The organism is Candidatus Hydrogenedentota bacterium, from assembly GCA_019695095.1.
Taxonomy (GTDB): domain Bacteria; phylum Hydrogenedentota; class Hydrogenedentia; order Hydrogenedentales; family SLHB01; genus JAIBAQ01.
Map to the genome: position 1 here is coordinate 1 of JAIBAQ010000078.1, position 20329 is coordinate 20329.

Here is a 20329-nt window from a genome sequence, read left to right on the forward strand (position 1 = left end):
CCGTCCGTTGCAGCGGAAGGCGAAGTCGTTGCGGGAACAGTGAGCGTGTGTGTAACGCTCTTTCAGCGCGGACTCTGTCGAAGGCTTGTTTAAGGGGTGTCGTGTTGCGCTGGACTGAGGTTGCTGTGCGGCGCTTTACCTTTTCGGGATTGTCTCCCAGTTTGGTGCTTTGGGGTAAACGCAGTCATTAGCCAATTCCCCAAAGTTGGGGAGTCTTGGATTTGCATTTTTATTAGTTTAGACAATTAATAGATTTGACTTAGCTGATATTGGGATGCATGGTCTCAGAGCGTCGGGGAGAATGGTAGAGACAACATTCAATCATGGATGAACAAACCGTTATATTTCCGAAAACGGCTTCACCGAGGTTATTTTTACGATGGGCCTTTCTGTTGTATCTGTATTATTGAACGAAAGTTCACATCGATAAGTAGTGTGTTTTGATTGGTTTAGGTTTTTATGGTTTTTTGTATCCGCATAATCCTTGATATGAAGTCGGTCTTCTTGAGATATGCCATGAAATCTACTGGACAGAAGCCTATGGATATCGTGTATAATCCATTTGCTGGGAGTGCGGAAGAGACCTGAGAGCACGCGCCTCAGCCCACCAAGAGGAGGAACTGACCACTGAAGTCACGCTGAAGTTTGCGGTATTCAGTTGACAGAGTTTGTTCCGAGTTTACCGTCTAGACCCCGCGTATCTGGTCTTTCTGACCGAAGTGATTCTGAGAGGGCGCGATCCGAAGGGGTAGCCGCTAAGGATTAAGGATGTCTTCGTCAACAACGGGAGATCCCTGTCTGTTTGCGGCGGGCGGTAGGCGATGCCGGGACCGGTGCCAGGGACTGGTTGATGCCGACCGGGGTAGTGTCGTGAGGAGGCTGTGCTATGGGGAATTGTGAGTCCTATTTGGCCGTGGGTCAGAACGTATTGCTGTCGCCTTATGGGGGTAAGGAATCGACGGTCCACTATCGAGTTGTGCTTCGTGGTTGGCAGGTAGGCAGTTGGATGTGGCTGGAAGTGCCGGAAGACTGCGAGAAGCTTCCACTTCTACTGGAAGATCACACGTGCGTGCTACGGTTCATGAAGGATGGTCAGGCGTGCGCATGCACGGCGCGCATACTCCAGGCCATGAATCCCGACGGAGCGACGCGTTTCTCCGGAATGCGAGTGTCGTGGCCGGAACACATCAAGACCGTAGAGGTTCGCAAGAGTCCTCGCGTGTCGATGGTTTCTCCCTGCCAGGTCACATTGCCAAGTGGTCATTTGGCATCGTGTGAGCTCCGAGACTTGAGTGAAGGAGGGTGTTCCATCGCGTGGATGGAATCGCGCCGTGCGCCCACGGAAGGGCAACTGAAGCTGTCGTTTACGTTGCCGGGCGGGATAGCCGTCGACAAGGTCCTGGTCACGATTCGGAGTGTGCGCGAAGTGGCATCTGTGCGGATGCTGGGATGCCAGTTCGAGCAGATCGACGAGATTGTGCAGAACAACATCCGTTTGGCGATTGTGTCGTCGGTTGAATCGATGCGCACAAAGCAAATCGAACGGGCCGTGATTCTCGATAGCAATCATGATGCGGTCCGCCCACTGGTCGCGGCGTTGCGCGAGGAGCAGTTTGAGGTTGTGGTCGTTTCACATCTCCTGGAAGCGGCCTTTTGGATGGAGAGTGCGCGGCCGCATGCGTTGTTCATCGGGCACAAGCAGAGCGAGCTGGCGGTTGACCAGATTTGCCGTATTGTTCGCGAGACGCCGAATCTCGAGGATCTATCCGTGTTTGTGTATGGAGGAGAGGACACGGATCTGGGGCGCAAGGTGAAGCGTGCCGGCGCGACGGATTATTTTTCGAGCGCAACTACCGCGCGCGGAGCGGTCACGCTTCTCACGCGGGGCGTTACCCATAGCGATGCGGCCGCGGGATAATTCGCGGCTATTGGGAGTAGCGCGTAGTAGACGTTAGGATTCGTAGGCTTCGAGTTCGGCGATGCACATTTGGACGCCTTCCTGATCGGGTCCATTGGGTGTGACGGCCTCGACGCGAATGTAGCGAATGGGCGACGGTTCAACGCGGTACTCGAAGGAGCCGCCCTTGCACTGAGTTTCGTGCGCGATGCAGGACCAGGATTGTCCGTCGCGCGAGAGGTGAACTTTATATTCGGTTGGATAGCCCGGCACATCGGGCGCATGTCCCGCAAAGTGGATGACGATGCGGGACACTTGTTTTTCGGACTCGAGGTCCAGGTGGTACATCCACGCGTATTCGTTTGCGCCGCACGCGAACGTGGAGCGGATTCCATCGTTGGCGTAGTGCGCGAAGTGAAATGCGCTGGCGGGTAGTGTGTGATCGCCGGAGACGCCCAACAGCAAGCCCGGCTTGCGCCATGCGAGGTTGCCTTCCGGGACTGCGCGCACGTCGGTATTCTGGGGCGCTTCGACATCGGGATGCGGGCCGGCAAGCTCTACCTTGAGTATGGTGTCAATGGGATCAGGGTCGATGGCGGACACATCGAGTTTCAGTTCGCGATCGTTCTGCACAAAGGGTACGGGCTTCCCGGTGTTCATGCACGTGATGCTAACGGCGCGTTGCGCGAGGGGCTCGGCGACGAGGGATCCGTCTTTGGGGATACCGGCCTTACCGTCCGGTGTCGACATGATGTGCAGATAGACGGCGTTGCGGGGAACGTTGATTGTGTTGTACCCCCAAGCAGCGGAGCGCAAGGGACCGGGGTTGACCTGCGTGTAGGATTCGTGGAGCGGGGGGAGCCCTGCGGGATTTGCCCAGTTGGCCATCTTGCGGTGAACGGCCATCAACGGCGACTCATCGAGGCTGGGGAGTTTGCCGTCCGAGCCAATTCCGGTGACCAGAGTCGGGGAGTGATCGATGTTTGCGATGTGGCCGTCGGCGATGAGCGCGATCTGTAGCCGCATGTAGGCTTGCCAATCCGGCTCGATTCCTTTCGAATATTCAAATGCAGGATCGACGATGAGGCGCCACGTTTCGACGGCATTCTTTTTCGGCCACGGAAAATTGAAGGGCCACAGGTCCCACAAGCGGTCGCCCCAACATCCCCACCCTTCCAGGTCGATGATGTCCCAATCGCCGTTGCTCATGGTTGGGATGCCATTGAGGATGACAACGGTGTTCGGGTCGTAGCTTTTGATCATGCTGTAGATGGCGTCGGGCGAGGTTGCGTCCCAACCGGCCCAATCGAACCAGAATGCCTTGGGGCTATAGGAGCGGATGGCGTCTTCGACCAGAAGAATGGCGCCGTTGGGGCCGTTGTGATTGGGTCCGTCGATGTTGCCGATGTACATGCCGAACTTCACGCCGGCTTTTTCCAAGGCGGCTTTGTAGCGGCCAATCAGGATGCCTTCGGGATTGCCGGGTTCGAATCGCGATGGCCACCGGTATTTGTATTCGCCGTTGTTATAGGAAATGACCATGCCGAGACCGTAGTTCTGTTGCTTCATCAATTGCGCGAACTCGTCGAATGCGCCGGGCGGCATGGACTCGGGGTGATGGATCAATGCGGTGAGGCGCGCCTCTTCGACCCATTTGTTGGGGCGTTCGCGCAGGGTTAGGGTGAAGTCCTTTTCGGCGGTTGCGTTGGCGTTGTCCGTAACGCGGACGCGGATGGCGTAGTCGCTAAGCCCGGCGTTCTTTGCGGGGGCGCCGGTGAATGAACCGTCTTCATGCAATTCCAGACCTTCGGGAAGCGAGCCGTTGACGAGCGTCCAGCGGTATGGCGGCATGCCGCCTGACGCGCTTAGGGTGAAGTCGGAGGCCTGCATGGCGATAGATGGTTTGCGAAGGAACTGAGTTTCCATGGGTGGCCAGGTCTTTGTCTGCGTATGGTGGGCGCCGACGTAGGACCATTCGCGCCAGGCGGTGGGCAGTTCGCCGGTGGAGATGCCGGACAATGCTTTGGTTGAAACGGTGAGTGGACCTTCACCGGGAGAGAGTGCGTACGTCAGGCCGGGCAGGCGACTGCCGTTGTCGCCGCACAGGCGTGCGTAGAATCCGAGGCGGCCCTCTTCTTGATTGGCGATCTTGAAGAGTAAACGGTTCCAGCCTGCCTTCAATTCGACCGACGCGGATGACATGTCGCGCTCGGGCAGGCTTTCCGTGCTGGAGGAGACGAGGGCTTCGTTGAGCCATGCCTTGAATTCGTTGTCTGCACCGACGCGCAATTGCGCATGTTGATCGACGGCGGTGTATACGTAGACGCAGGCGTACACGACTTTCGCGCGGATGGACTCGTTGCGTTTGACGAGAAAATAGCTGAAAAGGTCTTGGTAGTCGTCGTAGTTGCGCGAGAAGAGGCGGTCGTCGAAGTAGCGCCATTCGCAGCCTGCCGACACGTCGCCTTCGCGGGGTTGGACGCGTGTTTCGTCGATCCAGTCGAATTCGAAACCGGCGTTATCCGGCGCGTTGTCGAACGTGCCCGCGACGAGCCACGTGTTGATGTATGGCGCGGGCGCATCGGTTGCGCCGAGCATCAGGACGAATGCCATGGAAAGCAGCATGATTGCGAACTCCGAGTCGTCGGAAACCCCCGTGTGTCGCGGCAACGCCGCGTGCGCGAGGATCATGGTGTGTTGTGGGGGGTGTGATCAACTTGTTGGACAGCAGGGACTAGCATGAACAACTATGAGCTGCATGAAGAGCGCAGGCAGGACGCCTGCGACACGTTATGATGGCAGACGGAGTGGATGAGGGGCAGGTGAGCGGGTGAGACGTTGGATTCTTCGTGGGAGTGCCCGCTAGACTCGTACTCACGCTTGCCGGCAGACTGTGCATGTATGGCAGGCAAAAGGCGGGTATTGCGTGGGCACCGATGTGGTGTGCGCAGAATGTGTATCAAACGGGTTTTGGGTAACGGTTGGGGGAGGTCGATCCATGCGCGTGGCATCGTATGTCGTGTTGGGTGTCATCTTGGCTTTGGCAAGCAGTGTGTTTGCGCGGGCCGTTGAGCCTGTGGTGGATGAACTCGCTACTGCGCAGCAGTGGGCGGAAACCAAGTTTGGCGAGTCGGGTGCGGCATTTTTTCCCAATCCGGGGATCGAAGTGCTCGCGAATCATAACGCCGTACAGAAGAATGGGCGTTTCGGAGTTGGGCTGCGTATCGGCGAAACGTCGTTTGAACGCGGTCTCTATTGCCACGCATCAAGCAAGCTCATCGTTCGGCTTCCGGGAGCCGGGAAGCGGTTTCGCGCGACGGTGGGCGTCGACCTGAACAACGACACGTCAAACGGTCAGGGCAGCATCGTGTTTGTGGTGTTGGCGGGCGGCAAGGAGTTATTTCGTTCGGGAGTCATCCATGGAAAAGATGCAGGTGTGCCGGTCGATGTGCCGTTGAACGGGGCGAGCGAGATCGTGCTTGCGATCGAAGACGGCGGCGATGGGATTTCGTCGGACCAGGGCGATTGGGGCAATGCCTGCTTCACGTTGGATGATGGCAAGGAAGTCTGGCTTGACGAGCTTCCGATGCCTGGGGGCTTCGTGCTTCTGGATGCGGGGACGTTGCCATTCAGTTTTGTTTACAACGGTAAGCCGTTTGCCGAGCAGGCCTCTGCCTGGGACAAGAAGGTCGAGAAGAAGAAGCTTGATGGGAATGGCGAGCGTACACGGCACGTCGTGACATGGACGGAACCTGCAAGCAAGCTCGAGGTGCGTGCCGTTGCCGTTTCATATCGAGATTACCCCGTTGTTGAGTGGACACTTCACTTCAAGAATAAGGGCGCGGCGGATACGGCGATCCTTGAGAATATACAGGCGCTGGATGTTCGCATGGAACGCGGGGATCGCGGTGAGTTCACGCTTCACCACGCGCGGGGCAGTTCGTGCAGGCAAGACGATTTTGAACCGCTTACTACGCAGCTTGGCGTGAATGGCACGATGAAGCTCGCGCCGGAAGGCGGGCGTTCCGCCAGTGGCGTTATGCCGTATTTCAACGTTGAAGGAACGTGCATGGACGGTGCGCTGGTGGCGGTGGGCTGGCCGGCGCAGTGGGCGGCCACGTTCGCGCGCGATGCGGAGCGGGGGTTGCACCTGGTAGCGGGGCAGGAGCTCACGCACTTCAAGTTGCTGCCGGGAGAAGAGGTTCGCAGTCCGTTGGTGGCGGTCCAGTTTTGGAAAGGCGATCGGATTCGCTCGCAGAACCTTTGGCGGCAGTGGATGTTTGCGTATGGCATGACGAGGCCGAACGGGCAGCCGCCGCAGCCGCAGTTCCTCGCATCGAGTTCGCGCGCGTATGAGGAGATGATCAAGGCCGACTCGGCGTCGCAGATGATGTTTATCGACCGTTTCTTCGAGGAGGGGATCAAGCTCGATTATTGGTGGATGGATGCGGGCTGGTACGTGCAGCAAAATGGCTGGCCGCAAGTGGGCACGTGGGAGGTGGATCAGAAGCGTTTCCCGGGAGGTTTGCGTCCCATCAGCGATCATGCGCACGCGAAGGGGGTCAAGATCTTAGTGTGGTTCGAACCGGAGCGCGTTGCGCCAGGAACGTGGCTGACGGAGAACCATCCGGAGTGGATTATCGGCGGAGCCAATGGCGGCTTGTTGGATTTTGGCAATCCCGAGGCGTGGAATTGGGTGACGAATCATGTGGACACGCTGATCAAGGAACAAGGAATCGATCTGTACCGCCAGGATTTCAATATTGATCCGCTGAATCTGTGGCGTGGGCGCGATGCGGAAGATCGGCAAGGCATCAGCGAGATCAAGCATTGCATGGGGTTGTTGGCCTATTGGGATGAGCTGATCAAGCGTCATCCCGGTCTGCTGATAGACACGTGCGCGTCGGGTGGACGGCGCATCGATCTTGAGTGTGCGCGCAGGGCTGTGCCGCTGTGGCGAAGCGATTATGCGTTTGAGCCGATTGGCCACCAGGGCATGACGTATGGCCTTTCGTATTGGCTGCCGTATCACGGGACGGGCACGGTGGCGTGCGCGAATGCCGGTTATTACGGCGGCGGCAAGACGCCGGTGGAGTCGTACGCGTTTTGGAGCAACGCAGCGCCGAGCCTTGGTTGTGGGATTGACATGCGCGTGAAGGACATCGATTATCCGGCGTTTCGAAGTCTGTTGGAGCAGTGGCGATCGGTGGCTCCGTATTACTATGGGGACTTCTATCCGCTCACTTCGTATAGCCTGAAAAACGACGCGTGGATGGTCTGGCAATTTCACATGAGCGACTCGCAAGAAGGCATGGTGCAAGTGTTCCGGCGCGGCGAGAGCGTTTTTGTGAGTGGCGATCTCGCGTTGAAGGGACTCGATGCAGGCGCCACCTATGAGATACGCAATACGGCGGGCGGCGAGCCGGTCACGATGGATGGCAAGTCGCTCATGGAGAAGGGGCTTCGCGTCACGGTTGACGAGAAGCCGGGCGTGTGCGTTTACGCGTATCGAAAGAAGTAGAAGCGAGTCTGCAGGAGTTGTGGCCAGCATTGGACGCGCATCTTGCGCGCGCTTACTGCGTCGACGATCACTTGCCACGGTGCGGAGTGTGAATGAATCCTGTGCCACGCTTACAGCGTGGAGTCTTATTGATGCTGTAACCCAGGGTACCGTGGTGTCGCAAGCGACACACGGCACCCTGGGCTGGAGTATTTCGTGCATTCAGCACGAAGAGGCGGACAGAGGTTGAGGGCAGAGCGTGAATCATCCTGTATGGGCGTACGTCAAGAGAGTGGGATCAGGACGCGCATCGTTCCAAGTGATTGTTTAATCGTGACGACCGTGTGGCGCAGGGGAGGGTAGTTTTGGAGTTGCCCTGCAAATCCGGCTTGACAGATAAACCTATTCGCGGTACAAATAGGAGTAGCGGGGCAGGGGGCTTCTTTCCGGATATGCTCAGGGTGAGCGTAAAGAAAGGGGAGAGGTATGTTCCGCTTACGTGAGTCTATTCCCGCCGCTGTGCTTGCGATCTTCTTGGCAGCCGTTGTACTCACCGCCGCCGGATGTCCGGCAAGTCCTCCAGAGAAGACCGACTCGAAAGTCAGCGTTGTCTTTGGAAGTAACGTCGATCCCGCGAAAAAAGCCGCAAGTGACGCGCAGTCTTTGCAGGAGAAGTGCGAAGAAGTCCCTGATGTTTACTCTAGTTTGACTGTAACCGTGACGGATTTGTCCGTGGACTATGCGGGCGTGGATCCGCCGAGCGGGGGCGAGGTCGAAAATATTCCACTTCTGAGTGAACCTGTCGAGGTGGATATATTCCATCTGGATGAAACGGGTTTGTCGAAAGTGCTCAACAGCGTGGAGTTGCCTGCTGGGTACTACACGGCATTGCATGTGTCGTTCGAGAATCCACGATTGCTGGTGCAGTTGGCAGGACAGGACATCTTGTTCGACCTGCAGATTACGGCGCAGGGCAGCCTGACCATCAACACGACCTTCCAGCTCCCCGAGAATGATTGCGTGTTGCTGGTGGATTTCGGCGGCATTCACTTGTCGCTCGATGGACAGGGTGCATTGATTCTGACTCCGAATATCACGGTGGAAATTTTAGAGAGCGGCACATCCATCGAGGCGGAGGGCACGATCAAGAGCGTCAATACCGATAACCAGACGTTGGTGTTGGATATCGGGCTTGTTAATGCAAAGGTCGACTATTCCGCCGCAGGTATTTATTTGCCGACTGACACGTATACACCTTCGGGAACCGAAGCCGACTTGGTGACGGGAGCGGAAGTGACGGTTGCTGGCGTGATTGGGTCGGACGGAGTGATTCAAGCGAATACCATAACGATAAGTTCCTCGTGACTCGTTTCGTGGGGATGGCCCGCGCGTAGGGGTAAAGGGTGCGGAGTGCAGACTCCGCACCTTTCTTTTGTGGACGATGTGGACGCGATGGACTGTACGGACTGCGTTGGTTTTGGTAAGTGGTGGGTCAGCGTGGGGGCGTGTCGAAGGTGAGCTTCGCGGCGATGAACATGAGCGAGGCGTAGTAGGAATCGGCGGGGTATTCTTCGGATATGCGACGGAACACGGGTTCGATCAGGGGACGTATCGTTGCGAGGCGCTCTGGTGAGTTGCGCCATGTCCATGCGATGAAGCACAACGTTTTCGCCGCTTCGGGAGTGGGCATCACATCGATGCGGATCAGTGCATCTTCCATGCGCGATTGCCAACGTGCGTCGCCGTCGGCCACCAAGCCCGTGAGGCCCAGAGAGAGCGGCGCATCCAGCAACCACGCGCCATCGTCGCCCGTGACGTAGGACCGCACCAAGTCTTCGAGTTCTCCTTGGCGCATCTTCCAGTCGGGGCGGGGCATGCCGAGTATGTTCGCGATCTCCAGGGCACTTTTCAGTCCGAGGTATGCGGAGATGGCGAGTTCGGCGGAGGGAGTGTCGCGCAGTTGGGCGGGATTGAAACCGTAGGGCGGCGTCACGAACGGATCGCGAAACCAGTCCGTCAGGAAAGTTGCGGAGACGTCTGTCGCTTCCCAAAGTCTGTCAAGGAACACACGCTTTGGATTTTCGACGAGCGTGAGTTGATGTTGATTGACCGACCACAGAAACCATCCGGTGGCCTCAACGTCGAGGCATAGATGCGGAAGGGCATCCGAACTGTCCGAAAGCAGCGCCATAGGGATTGAGCCGATCGGCGCGCCGGGCTTTGCCTTTTTGCGTACGGACTTCGCATAGAACTGCGAATGGCGATCGGAGAGGTCGTGCTCGCCAGCCCAATTCAAGGCTACTGATGACCACACTCCGTGCCGCACTATGTCCATTGCCAGCGGCGGTTCATTTCTTGGTGCGCGGGCGATGGCATTGGTTTCTTTATCCATGGAGATCGTAATTGTGGAGAGGGCTTGCGCACAGTGCCCGCGCACTTCTTCGCTTGCGGATTGAGGAATAGCCCACTTGGCGGCACGGGCATCCCAAAATGCGGCCGTTTCATCACGCAACGCGTCGAAGCCTTTGGTGCGCGCTGCCCGCGCGATTTCCAGAGCTTCCTTGCGTGTTTTGGCAAGAGCTACGAGGACGGTCCACTGAGACGTACCGGGTGTGTCGGGTTGCAGTTCTGCGAGAACGGAGCAATCGCCGACAGCGGATTGTGCGCCTTGGATCTTTCCGCGCGCGAGTTGTTCGTGGAGCGAGCCCGCATCGTCTGTATCGGCACACGCGAAGCTCGGTCCAGGGCCTAGCGGCGTGTAGGCAAGCCATGTTCCGTCTTTGAAGGAATCCCAGTTTTCGCGAGGAGCTTCTTTGTCGCGGATGCGCTCTGCTTCGATCCAGTCGTATGAACCCGGCGCTTCGGGACGGAAATGGAGGACGGTGTCGCCCGAGTCTGTCACAAACATAGCGAAATCCCGTTGCGCGGTCGCGACGGTATGCAGCCAGGGGAGTTCCGGGATGGCGCGTGTCGTTGGGTCAAAGTCAGCGTGCCAGAATACCTGGGTATCGCCGGGGGCAGACTCCAACGTAAGCCGCATAACAAGGACGTCTGAATCGGGAACTACGAATTGCATAAGGTTTGCATGCACCTCGCCGTATGCGAGCCTCGTCGTGACGATGCCGTGCGCATCGCGATGTGCGGGTTGTTCGACGGTCCACTCATCTTGTCGCGCGATGATTTTGCCGTTTGTGCGAACGGCCCATACGGTGCCATGAGGCCAAGGCGAAGTGTGTGAGGGGTCCGCCCAGATCTGGCCGGGGCCGGTGGGACTTGGCCAGAGCATCGTCGTCTGTTTTCCCTTTTCATCGATGGCAATTGTCAGCGCACCGTTTCCGATGATGGCGGCGCATTCGCTGCGGCCTCCGAGAGCTTCCAGGTTTCCATAGGAATTGACGGAACCGGCCGCCAAGCAGGCGTAGAGCAGCAGGCTTGCGGTTGCCATCATGGTTCGTCTACTCCGCCGGGTTGAAAGAGGAGGCCGGTGAAATCGATTCGCCCTTTGTTTGAGCGCCCCGACAGGGTCATGGTCCCGAGTTTCGAGAGGCCGGTGAATTTTGGCAGAACCGTGTATCTCACGTCGTCAGCATTCAAGCGAGGCAGCAACTCGTATTCGCCGGCGAATTGCGCCAGCGAGGTCAACACCTTCGCCATCATCTTCCAATCCGCTGAGATGACCACGTCCACATCCCCATTCTCGGCGGGGCCAAGTGCGAGACGGCCTGCGAGGTCTGACATGATCGGCTCGGAGTTGGCCATGAGGAAATCATCGTTCGCCACGCACGTGTACAGGGACATTTGGCTTCCGAGCAGCGGAACCATGTTGCCGAGAAAGCCGTTCCATTCGTAGGAGACACTCGGGGCCGGAACGGGCACGTCGGTAGGCAGAATTTGTGTTGCACCAGAACCTCGGGCGGCAACTGCGAACATGGGGACAGGCAGCGTGTGCGACGTGTCAATGCTGACTAGCGCAAGCGAGACTTGTTCCGCACCGGTTGGGAAGGAGAACAGGTCCGTGGAAATACCCGATTGCCGTGCGTAGGTGGATGCGAACTGCGTGGTCCAATTCCACGCGTCGAAACGCTTGAGCGTGTTCGCGAGGATAGCACCCATGGACTGCAAGGTGGCAGTGTCGCGGGCCGTGATGCACAGGGCGGGTGGCTGGGGATAGGCACGGGACAAGGTAATAGGAGTGGCTCCGTCGGACACGGGTACTTTGATGGAGCCTTCGATCGGGAAACCGTCACCCGGCAAGAATCGGATTTGGCCTTCGGATGAGCCTGTCCATTCGAAGACAGGAGCACCGTCGGCACGGCATTGGAGGGGCGTGGGGTCTGGATGCGTCTTGCAAGAGACCACGTATGCGCGGGATGTGGAAGCGATCAGAAAACCCTCGCGCCACGTGTAGTACCAGTCTTTGTATTGCGCAATGCCTTCGGCGTCGCGCTTACGCAAGAGGAAGATCGAGAGATTATCGACGAACCGCAAGAGCCATCCGGGATAGGCGGAAATCCCGATTCCATCGGGTGTCTGGCTAACGGCGAGCCGGTAGCCGAGCCAGAGTTTCCATCGGGTCGGTGTGGGGCGTATGCCCGTGGACAGCCGGGCCGACAGTTCGGCGGCGGCTTGCGGACGCGGCCAGTCAGCGGCCAAACGTTTCATGAGGTCGCTTTGTTCGAGGCTCGTCCAATACGCAGGGAAATCTGCCGTCGAGAAAGACCACAGGGTGTTGCCGGGATGAATGGGTTGAAGCGGCGCGGATCTGGCCACTCGATCGTTCCACCACGCGCCTGCGGTGACTAGTAGAACCACTAGAAAAAGGAAGCGCCATCCTTTGAGTAGATGGCGAGATTGATGTTGTTTGGTCACGGCAGGACTGCTTACCCGGCGTTCCAGACGGATTCCTTTTCGCGTTCTCGACGCTCTTCGAGGCTGGCGATTTCTTTGGCCACATCGGCTTTGATTTGCTCTAGTTCGAGGCCCGTGGTTGCCGACTGCATGCGGGATTCGCTTGAGAGGCGTTGCTCCGCAATTTTGGCGTCGTACTTCTTGTCGATCTCGGCAATGGCGGCCTTCTGGTCGTCATTGAGTTTTCGCGTAGGGCCGGATTCGCGTTCCATGCGCTCCATTGCCAATTCGTATGCGCTCTTCACGTTTTTTCGCTCCTTGGTGAGATTATCGCACTAGGCCCTGAATTCGTCGTCGAGAATGCTTGCGATGAAACGTTCAAGCGACACCGGATAGTAGCGGCTGCTCGGCGTGACTATCACGCCGGTGGTGATGTCTTCCATGCGCTCCAATTCGTCGAGGGTGCCCGCCAATGCTTTGTCGATCGTCCCTTCGAGGTGTTTGATCTCCAGGTGCTCCGAGGTGCATTCGACGGGACGGCCGCGAAGGCCGAGGAATCCGAATACGCGGCCCGCGAGCGCTTGGTCGACGTTGTCGTCGCCGAAGATATCCTCGTAGCTTGGTTCGTGCCACGGAGGGCGGATCACGAAGCGGGGGGAGACGTGGATGCGGCCTTTGATGCGCGTTGTACCGTTCGTGGCATCTTCGCGAGAGCCAAGGCATACGTAGGGCAGTTCGTGATAGCCGGTGATGATGCCGTACGTCGGGCGGCGGATGATCTCCGTCCGTTGGTAAATCTCGCGCATTTCGTCAGAGCCAAGCATCAACTGCTAATCCTGTTTGTTGCGGAGGAGTGGCTGCGCCACTCCGTCATGGAGACGTCTCTATGAATAATTGTATCGCATGGGAATTGATGTGGGCAATGACGGAGAGTGGGAGAGGGGGCGGCACGGACGGACACGGACATGATGGAGACCTGCGGTCGTAAGAGTGGCGCGGTCGGGAGACCGCGCCACAGCGAGAGGGGGCGACATGGACGGACACGGACGTGATGGAGACCTGCGGTCGTAAGAGTGGCGCGGTCGGGAGACCGCGCCACAGCGAGAGGGGGCGACACGGACCAACACGGACGTGGATGTGGATGTGTAGAGTGGGGCTAAAAAGAACTTGGCCGCGAACGTCCATGTTCACGGCCAAGAGGAGTCACATGTGGCAGGGGATCATTTGGGACGGCGCCACTTCCATGCGGGGTCGCGCATCTCTTGAGGTTTGCCGATGTCGCGGAACATGGCGCGTTGGGAATCGGGTACTTCGGGAACCGTGCCGATCTTCTCGAACTCGGTCTTCTGGCTGGGGGTAAGTTCAGGAAGTTCTTCTCCCATCACACGGCAGGTGAGGAAGATGAGGAGTTCGGTGTTGACCTTTTCCAGGTCGCGATTGCGAAACGCGAGATTGAGCACTGGAATGTCGCCAAGGACCGGTACCTTGCTGACAGAGAGGCGGTCGCTGACGTTGCGGAGACCGCCGATGAAGATGGTCCGGCCGTCGGGGGCGCGAAGGGTCGTCTGCGCTTCACGCTTGTCTTCGATCGGTATGCCGTCTTCGGTCAGTCCGCTCACAGAGCTTTGCTTTGCCTGGACATCGACGATGGTGGTGTTGTCGTGCGCGATACGCGGAGTGACATCCAAAGTAACGCCGATGGGTTTGAATTCCGTCGAGGCGACGGGCGGTCCAGTGAGACCTTGGGTAATCTCTTGATAGGGGTATTCCTGCACGATGCTAATCGTAGCGGGCTTGTTTTCGATCGTGACGACGCTGGGATTGGCGAGGATTTCTGCATTGCGGCTCTGAACCTCGGCCGCGATGCTCGACGTGAGGCGAACTTCGTTGCTGAGAATGCCGAGGGTGAGGACGCCGGCATCGAGGGCTTCGGCGCCGATGTTGCCCAACGTGCTTTCGAAATCGAGCTGGGATACGTCGCTGACGAGATCGCCGTTTGTGCTGTGGCGGCGCAAGGCTTCGAGGAGCCAGTTTACACCGGTTTGCGAGGCGTCGCGCAGGACGGCATCGACGATGAGAGAATCGATGGCCACTTGTTTTGCGGGCTTGTCTATGGTGGTGAGCATCTCGCGGATTTGTTCGACGACCACGGGAATGTCGGTGACAATGATGTGGCGGCCGACTTCATCGGTTTCAATCTTGCCAATCTCTTTGGTGATCATCGATTCGGCAATTGGCTTGGCTGCTTTGGGTTCGAGGTAGTTGAGCTTTACGGGCTCGGTAACCGTGGGCAGCGTGGGTTCTTTTACGTCGAGATCCATGGCGAGCTTTGCGTACTCGTCCACTTTTTCGCGCGGGCCGGAGATAATGATCACGTTGGTGGAGGAGTTGGCGGAGAAGGCCATGGCGGTGGCTTCCGGAGAGCCAACAAGAATGCCGTCGAGGGTGGTCTTGACGTCATCGGCTTGCGCGTTTTTGAGCGGGACCATGCGTGTGGCACGGCGGGCAGCAACGGCTTCGTCGTAGGTGACGATGCGGTAGATGCCTTCTTCTTCGACAATGCCAAGGCCGTTCATGCGGAGAACCATATCCATGGCTTTGCGAAGGGGGATGTTCTTCATATCGGCGGTAACGGTGCCAACGACTTCAGTGCCAGCGATGACGTTCACCCCTGCCTTCTTGGCGAGGAGTGAAACGACCTGGCTGAGATCCATTTCGCGGAAGTCGATGTTGACCAGTTGATCCATCGGGTCCATGCCCGCGGGCAGTTTGACACGGTCGGGTTCATCCAAATCCGGTACAAGGGATTCGGATTTGACCTGTTTGGGCTTCGCGGCCTTCTTATCGGGTGCCGGTGCTTCCTCTTGAGGAGCGGGGGAGGAGGCAGGCTCTTCGGTTGCCGGTTGCTCGGAGGCCGCAGGCTTTTCTTCGGGAGCCGAAGGAGAAGGAGCAACAGGCTCTTCGGCTTTGGGCTTCGACTTCGCGTCGGCTTCGATGGCATCACGCAATTTGTCGAGCTTGGGCTTTTCCTCGGCGGGCGGTTGTGGCTCGGGTTCCGGCGACGCGGGAAGGGGCTCGGGAGCAGCCGCAGGCTTGGGAGCCGGGGCGGGTTTTTCGGTGGCAGCGGCCAAGAGAATAGGTTCGGGCTTCTTTTCTTCAGCAGCCGGTTTAGCGACTGGGGGCTCGATAACGGGCGTGTCGGTGACAACAGTCACTTCGGAGCGCGTCATCTTGGGCGCGGGCGCAGGCTCGGGCTTAGCTTGCTCGGGCTGCGGCGTTGGTTCGGGAGCCGTTGTCTTTTCGGGTTCAAGAGGCTTCGTTTCTACGAGTTTGGGACCTTGGGGGGGCAGAGCGACTTCCGCGGGGGCCGGGGTCGGTTCCGCTTTGGGCATTGCAGGTGCGGCCGGGGTCTTGGCGCGCTCGTCGGCCAACTGTTGCAGCATGCGGCGCATGTTGGCGAATGGATCAGCGTTGGAGGTGGACTGCGATTGGGTCTCGCCGGTGGCCACGACTACGGCAGATGGCGTCTGCAGATCTTGAGCGGCAGTCTCGACGGTAACTGGTGCAACGGCCTGAATCTCATCCTTGGAGGCCGTTTTCGTTTCTTCGGTCACTTTGACCGGTTTGGCACCGCCCGCGTCGTTGTTGGTCAATGTGATTTCGGACTTGGGAGCGGCGTCCGCTTTTTCTTTGCCGAGGCGGGCAAGTTCGTCCGCGAGTACCGTGAGGGGAACAGGGGACTGCTTCACTTCGGGCTTGGGGGCATCAGCCAGAACGATGCTTGGTTCGGCCTTGTATTTCTTGGAGCGTGTGGTTTTGTCTTTGGAAGACTTGGCTTCCAGCGCGAAAGTGACTTTGCCCGCTGCCAGGTCGATAGAAGGTTTGGCTTCTTTCTTGAGCTCAAGGACAAATCGTGCGATGAAATGGGGTTCCATCGCATAGATACTGGAGCGAACAGTCTTGAGGTACTTGGAGTCTGAAGCAGCGGTGATTTCTTTGCCGGACTGGAAGTAGACGCTGTCGTAGAAGTCGATGACGAGGCGTTTGCCCTTGTCGAGGTAGAACCAGTCGAACTCGGGGGCTCCATCGAGGGTGATGACCAGCGAGGGTGAGGCGGAGTCGCCCTGCAAATCCGCCGTCAGGATGGCTGCGGATTTCTCGGCAGTCTCGAGCAGTTTAGCGGTGGGTTCTCCCGAACCGGCTTTTGCAAGCGCGGCGCGAACGACCTCCTGCTTCTGCCTAGCGATGTCCGTGTCTTGAGCGGTTGCGCTCACCCACACGGCGATCAGCCCGGCTACAATTGCCAGGGCCCAAGCTCTTCTTGCCGGTAACATTGCTTACCGCTCCTCCATCTCGAGTGGAACCAAGACGTTGTTCAGGTTCAGGATGACCCGGTCTTTTTCGATGTCGTGGACTTTCACGCCCGTATCGGGGAACTCGAAGCCTCGGGTCACGATATCGTCATTAATCACTGCCATTGGATCGCGCTTGTCCCACAGGATGCCTGTGAGGCGCAGATTGCGAAGAATTTGCTGGACGTCCTCTTGGGATGTCTCTTGGCCCTCGGCGCCGGGCTGAGAAACTGCAAGGCGCATGGGGGCCATGGGGCCCACGAGAGGCGTCATGGGATTGATTCGGGTACGTTCTTGGTCGTAGTCGAAGGTTACTTCTTGAATGCTGGCGATTAGCGCATCGATATCGACTTCGGCCTTCTGGAACTGCGAACGGTTGGCTGCGGCTCCATTGGGCGCGCCAGCGGGTTTGGCGGCGGCGGCAGGCTGTCCGGCAGGTGTGGCGGGGGTGGCAGGACCGCCAGCGGCAGCTTCCTGCTGCGCCTTCTTAAAGTTTTCCTGATAGATGCGATCCTGCTCGGACTGCGTCAAGAAGGGTCTCAGAACAAAGAACAGGGCTACGAGGCCGAGCACGCCGAGTAGGATGAGTTTCTTAGTTTGCTTGTTCATGACTTGCCTCCCGGCTGCGGAGCCGCGGCTGGTGTGGAGGCTGTCTGCGCGGCTTGCTTAGTCGGAGCGGCAGTGGCCAGGAAGCGGTATGTGCTGAGGGTGAAAGTGGCTTTGGAGACGCCGTTGTCTTCTTCTTCGACCTTGAGGTTGGAGATCTTGATGTAGCGCTCGTAGCGTTCGAGCTTGTTGATGAAGCTGGCGGTCTGGTGGAAGCTGCCGAAGGTGGAGACGCTGTAGGGAATGGTTTCCTTGCGTTCGTCGCTGATGCGCTGTTCGGGTTTCATGGCGTGCTTGAGGCCTACTTCGTTCGCGAGGATTTCAAACTGGCGAACCATGTCGGGGATATCGCGTTCGGAAGGCAGACGCTTTTCGAAACTCGAAACGAGCGTACGCGTCTTTTCGGTTTCTTCACGCAGCTTTGCAATTCCCGCCTGCTTGCGCTTGGCTTCGGCAATATCGGCGAGGACTGCTTTGTCTTCCGTGGTTAGTTCGTCGTAATTCTGCGCCATGCCGCGGTGTACAAAGAAGATGTAGACCACGATTACACCGGCGATGATGGCGAGCATGGCACCAACTGCCATCCAGTCTTTGGGAGTGACTTTGCCTCGGAGTGCATCCATCATTGTTGTTGCCCTCCGGTCGCAATGAGGAATTCCAGGGTGAATTTTTTCACAGGGAAGTCCTCGAACTCCGTGTTCTGGAACGACGGAGAGTCCAATTGGAACAGGGATGTGAATTCGGGGTCGGTAGTCAACGCGTCCGTGAGGGGGCTTACGTCCTGGCTGCCGTCTGCGGCTTCCACCACATAACCCGACACACGGAGGATGGGCCGGTTGACCGTCTTCATTTTCGTTTCGGGCAGTTTGGTCTGTGGGTTGATCTTGGGTTTACCCGTCTGCGGATCCAGTACTGGTTCCGGGACTTGGTAGGCTTTGGTAGTCACTTCGACTTCGCTGTACCACACGTTGTCGGGCGTGAGGCGCGCCAGGTTCCACAGTTGGCGTGACCAGATGATTCGTTCTTTGGCGATTTCATCAATCGTCATGAGCTTATCGGCGAGTTGTATTTTGAGGGTCTCGAGTTCGTTCGACTCGTCGACGATAGGTTGGAGCTTCTCCATTTCCGCCTTGTGTTCTGCCAAGTCTCCTTTGATCGAGGCGATTGCAGCCTGAGTCGAGACGAACGAGACGCCGATGCCCAGCACGACGAGGACGAACAAGGCCGCGCAAAGGACATAGGGCAAGGCGGAGCGCTTTATGGGGCGCAGGTGATGGGGGAGTAGGTTGATTTGAATCATAGGTCGGCCATCCCTCGCGCCGCGAGACCCACGGCCACCATGAATTGGGCCGGTTGGTTGAGCATGGGGCTGATGAGGTGATCCTGGCCTAACAGCAGTGCGCTGTGGGTCGGGTCAGCCAACTCGACGGGGGCGCCTAATTCTTCGGCGAGGGTTTCGCGCAGCAAGGGCAGATGCGCGACGCCTCCGCTGAGGATCAGGCGGTCGACCGGGTGCTCGTAGAGTTGTTGTTCGTAGTAGTCGAATGAACGTCGGATTTCGCTGACAAGTCGCGCGAACGGCATCGCAAGTACTTCGCCGAGGCTTTTTTCTTCGGCGGCTTTTGGCGCCGAGGCTTTCACTTTAGCGGACCCCGGCTCTTCAAGGCCGGAGAGTTCTTCGTCGAGCGGGTCGAGTAAACCTCCGCCCAAATCGCCAAGAATGTCTTTCTTAGGGGGCTCTGGAGGTTCGGGTTCCTCTTCCACTTCGGGCAGTGGGGGAGGCGCAGGCGGCGCAGGCGCGCCGGACTGAATCAGAAGTTTTTCCGCTTCGTTCAATTCGACGCGACGGGCTTTTGCAATGGCTTGGATCAGTTCGCGAGAACCCCAGCTTACGTCGCGGATGAAATTGGATTTGCCATCCTTCACGAAATGGATACTGGTAGTGGTTGCTCCGAGGTTGATGAGCGCCACCGATTCGCCGACGCGCAGAAAGTCGCAGGCTTCGGCGGCATCGGCCAGGGCGAGACTGTCAACGCTGAGCGCTGAGTAGGCGATTTCAGCTTCTTGCGCGATCTGTACGCGGGATTCAATCACTTCATACCGGGCCGCGACCAAGAGCACCTTCATCATGTTCTTTCCGGCTTCAGAGACTTCGTCGAGAAGGGCCCAGTCGAGAAAGACTTCGGAAAGTTCGTAAGGGATGTTCTGTCCGGCCTCTTTTTCGATGGCGGCTGCGAGGTCGCTTTCGGGCATTTTGGGGAGACGCGGATATCGAATGACGACGGTTTGTCCGGGCAAGGCGCCAACGACGTAGTTTTGCACCGTTGAGATGCTTCGGAGCGCCTCGCGAACCGCAGTGGCTTGTGCCAAGACGGGATCCGCGTTGAGCTGGTTCCGATCGCACGCGTAGTATCCCGCGTTTTCGATGCGGATGCGCCCAGCGTATCGAGACATTTGCACAGCTTTAACGGAATGTGTGCCGATGTCGATGCCGAGGGCCTTGGTTGGTCGTGAAAACAGCACGGCGACGTGCGCTCCCTACCACCCCGTCAGAACCCGAAGGGTTCGTGGAGGGCCTGTTATCCCATCAATCAAAACACGAAAGGCCATAGAAAGAATGCCTTTACAGTTCCTCACAGTGTCAAGGTAGCAAATATCGAACTTTCTGTCAATACTTAATCTCGATTTAGCCGAGTTGACTTGGAATTCACTGGGCCTTTACTTAGTGTCAAATAGTAAGTAGAAAGTTGAGAGCTACAATATATGGAGTTAGATCCGGGATTATAGCCCTGTCATTTTCCCAATGAACTGTGGGTTATTCAATTGACATACCCCATGTCTCGCAGTGGAAGTCCCGGAGGAATTGTCTCATTATTATCCGATTATGTCAACTATTAATTTCTATACAAAGAATAAAGCGGGACAAAGGCTGTCCCGCTGAGAACTTCCCCGCACTATGCCGTTGAGTGGATAGCCTTTGAACCTGCCCACTAAGGGGGTGCCCTCACGATAGCCGGTCGACTTCCGCTCGTGGCGGCTTGCCGTTGGCTACAACGGATATTGGGCTCCCGGTTCAATTGCTAAGGTACAAAGCTAATCCAACCCTGTCGAACATGGCAGGGAAAA

At 57.8% G+C, this 20329-nt stretch carries 13 protein-coding genes and 1 other RNA gene; 3 read left to right on the top strand and 11 right to left on the bottom strand.

Annotated features, from left to right (window positions below):
* The first annotated feature begins 886 nt into the window (after positions 1-886).
* Positions 887-1918, top strand: coding sequence for a PilZ domain-containing protein (locus K1Y02_14000; protein MBX7257472.1), 1032 nt, complete (start codon positions 887-889; stop codon positions 1916-1918).
* Between the two features lie 33 nt (positions 1919-1951).
* On the opposite strand, the gene K1Y02_14005 is transcribed toward K1Y02_14000, so the two are convergent.
* The gene (locus K1Y02_14005) at positions 1952-4522 is read right to left on the bottom strand and encodes a discoidin domain-containing protein (GenBank protein MBX7257473.1); all 2571 of its coding nucleotides are present in this window, start codon (positions 4520-4522) and stop codon (positions 1952-1954) included.
* Positions 4523-4895: 373 nt separating this feature from the next.
* Between K1Y02_14005 and K1Y02_14010 the strand changes: the two genes are divergently transcribed.
* Both K1Y02_14010 and K1Y02_14015 read left to right on the top strand, forming a co-directional pair.
* Complete coding sequence (locus K1Y02_14010) at positions 4896-7418, top strand: alpha-galactosidase (protein ID MBX7257474.1); 2523 nt, start codon at positions 4896-4898, stop codon at positions 7416-7418.
* A 465-nt stretch (positions 7419-7883) separates the two neighbouring features.
* Positions 7884-8762 carry a DUF4382 domain-containing protein gene (locus tag K1Y02_14015; GenBank protein MBX7257475.1) on the top strand — a complete coding sequence of 293 codons (879 nt, stop codon included), beginning with the start codon at positions 7884-7886 and terminating at the stop codon, positions 8760-8762.
* A gap of 127 nt (positions 8763-8889) precedes the next feature.
* On the opposite strand, the gene K1Y02_14020 is transcribed toward K1Y02_14015, so the two are convergent.
* The 10 genes from K1Y02_14020 to ssrS form a co-directional block, all read right to left on the bottom strand.
* Positions 8890-10845: a hypothetical protein gene (locus tag K1Y02_14020; GenBank protein MBX7257476.1), complete on the bottom strand. Its 1956-nt coding sequence runs from the start codon at positions 10843-10845 to the stop codon at positions 8890-8892.
* On the bottom strand, positions 10842-12167 hold the full coding sequence (locus K1Y02_14025) for a hypothetical protein (protein ID MBX7257477.1): 1326 nt from the start codon (positions 12165-12167) through the stop codon (positions 10842-10844). Before K1Y02_14025 ends, K1Y02_14020 begins: the two co-directional genes overlap by 4 nt.
* 110 nt (positions 12168-12277) lie before the next feature.
* Positions 12278-12550 (bottom strand): hypothetical protein, encoded by a 273-nt coding sequence (locus K1Y02_14030; protein ID MBX7257478.1) that lies wholly within the window; start codon positions 12548-12550, stop codon positions 12278-12280.
* Positions 12551-12580: 30 nt separating this feature from the next.
* Positions 12581-13069, bottom strand: coding sequence for a hypothetical protein (locus K1Y02_14035; GenBank protein ID MBX7257479.1), 489 nt, complete (start codon positions 13067-13069; stop codon positions 12581-12583).
* A gap of 396 nt (positions 13070-13465) precedes the next feature.
* Positions 13466-16579 carry an AMIN domain-containing protein gene (locus K1Y02_14040; protein MBX7257480.1) on the bottom strand — a complete coding sequence of 1038 codons (3114 nt, stop codon included), beginning with the start codon at positions 16577-16579 and terminating at the stop codon, positions 13466-13468.
* 3 nt (positions 16580-16582) lie between these two features.
* Positions 16583-17206 (bottom strand): hypothetical protein, encoded by a 624-nt coding sequence (locus K1Y02_14045; protein ID MBX7257481.1) that lies wholly within the window; start codon positions 17204-17206, stop codon positions 16583-16585.
* Complete coding sequence (locus tag K1Y02_14050) at positions 17203-17829, bottom strand: type 4a pilus biogenesis protein PilO (protein ID MBX7257482.1); 627 nt, start codon at positions 17827-17829, stop codon at positions 17203-17205. Before K1Y02_14050 ends, K1Y02_14045 begins: the two co-directional genes overlap by 4 nt.
* Positions 17826-18503 carry a hypothetical protein gene (locus tag K1Y02_14055; protein ID MBX7257483.1) on the bottom strand — a complete coding sequence of 226 codons (678 nt, stop codon included), beginning with the start codon at positions 18501-18503 and terminating at the stop codon, positions 17826-17828. Before K1Y02_14055 ends, K1Y02_14050 begins: the two co-directional genes overlap by 4 nt.
* A complete protein-coding gene (locus K1Y02_14060) occupies positions 18500-19726 on the bottom strand; it encodes a pilus assembly protein PilM (protein ID MBX7257484.1) in 1227 nt (408 codons plus the stop codon). Before K1Y02_14060 ends, K1Y02_14055 begins: the two co-directional genes overlap by 4 nt.
* Positions 19727-20145: 419 nt before the next feature.
* A non-coding RNA gene (ssrS, locus tag K1Y02_14065) (6S RNA) lies at positions 20146-20329 on the bottom strand.

Coding starts and splice junctions, on each gene's coding strand:
- K1Y02_14050 (MBX7257482.1), bottom strand. CDS start 17,829: ATGATGGATGCACTCCGAGGCAAAGTCACTCCCAAAGACTGGATGGCA.
- K1Y02_14020 (MBX7257476.1), bottom strand. CDS start 10,845: ATGATGGCAACCGCAAGCCTGCTGCTCTACGCCTGCTTGGCGGCCGGT.
- K1Y02_14015 (MBX7257475.1), top strand. CDS start 7,884: ATGTTCCGCTTACGTGAGTCTATTCCCGCCGCTGTGCTTGCGATCTTC.
- K1Y02_14005 (MBX7257473.1), bottom strand. CDS start 4,522: ATGCTGCTTTCCATGGCATTCGTCCTGATGCTCGGCGCAACCGATGCG.
- K1Y02_14055 (MBX7257483.1), bottom strand. CDS start 18,503: ATGATTCAAATCAACCTACTCCCCCATCACCTGCGCCCCATAAAGCGC.
- K1Y02_14035 (MBX7257479.1), bottom strand. CDS start 13,069: ATGCTTGGCTCTGACGAAATGCGCGAGATTTACCAACGGACGGAGATC.
- K1Y02_14040 (MBX7257480.1), bottom strand. CDS start 16,579: ATGTTACCGGCAAGAAGAGCTTGGGCCCTGGCAATTGTAGCCGGGCTG.
- K1Y02_14010 (MBX7257474.1), top strand. CDS start 4,896: ATGCGCGTGGCATCGTATGTCGTGTTGGGTGTCATCTTGGCTTTGGCA.
- K1Y02_14045 (MBX7257481.1), bottom strand. CDS start 17,206: ATGAACAAGCAAACTAAGAAACTCATCCTACTCGGCGTGCTCGGCCTC.
- K1Y02_14000 (MBX7257472.1), top strand. CDS start 887: ATGGGGAATTGTGAGTCCTATTTGGCCGTGGGTCAGAACGTATTGCTG.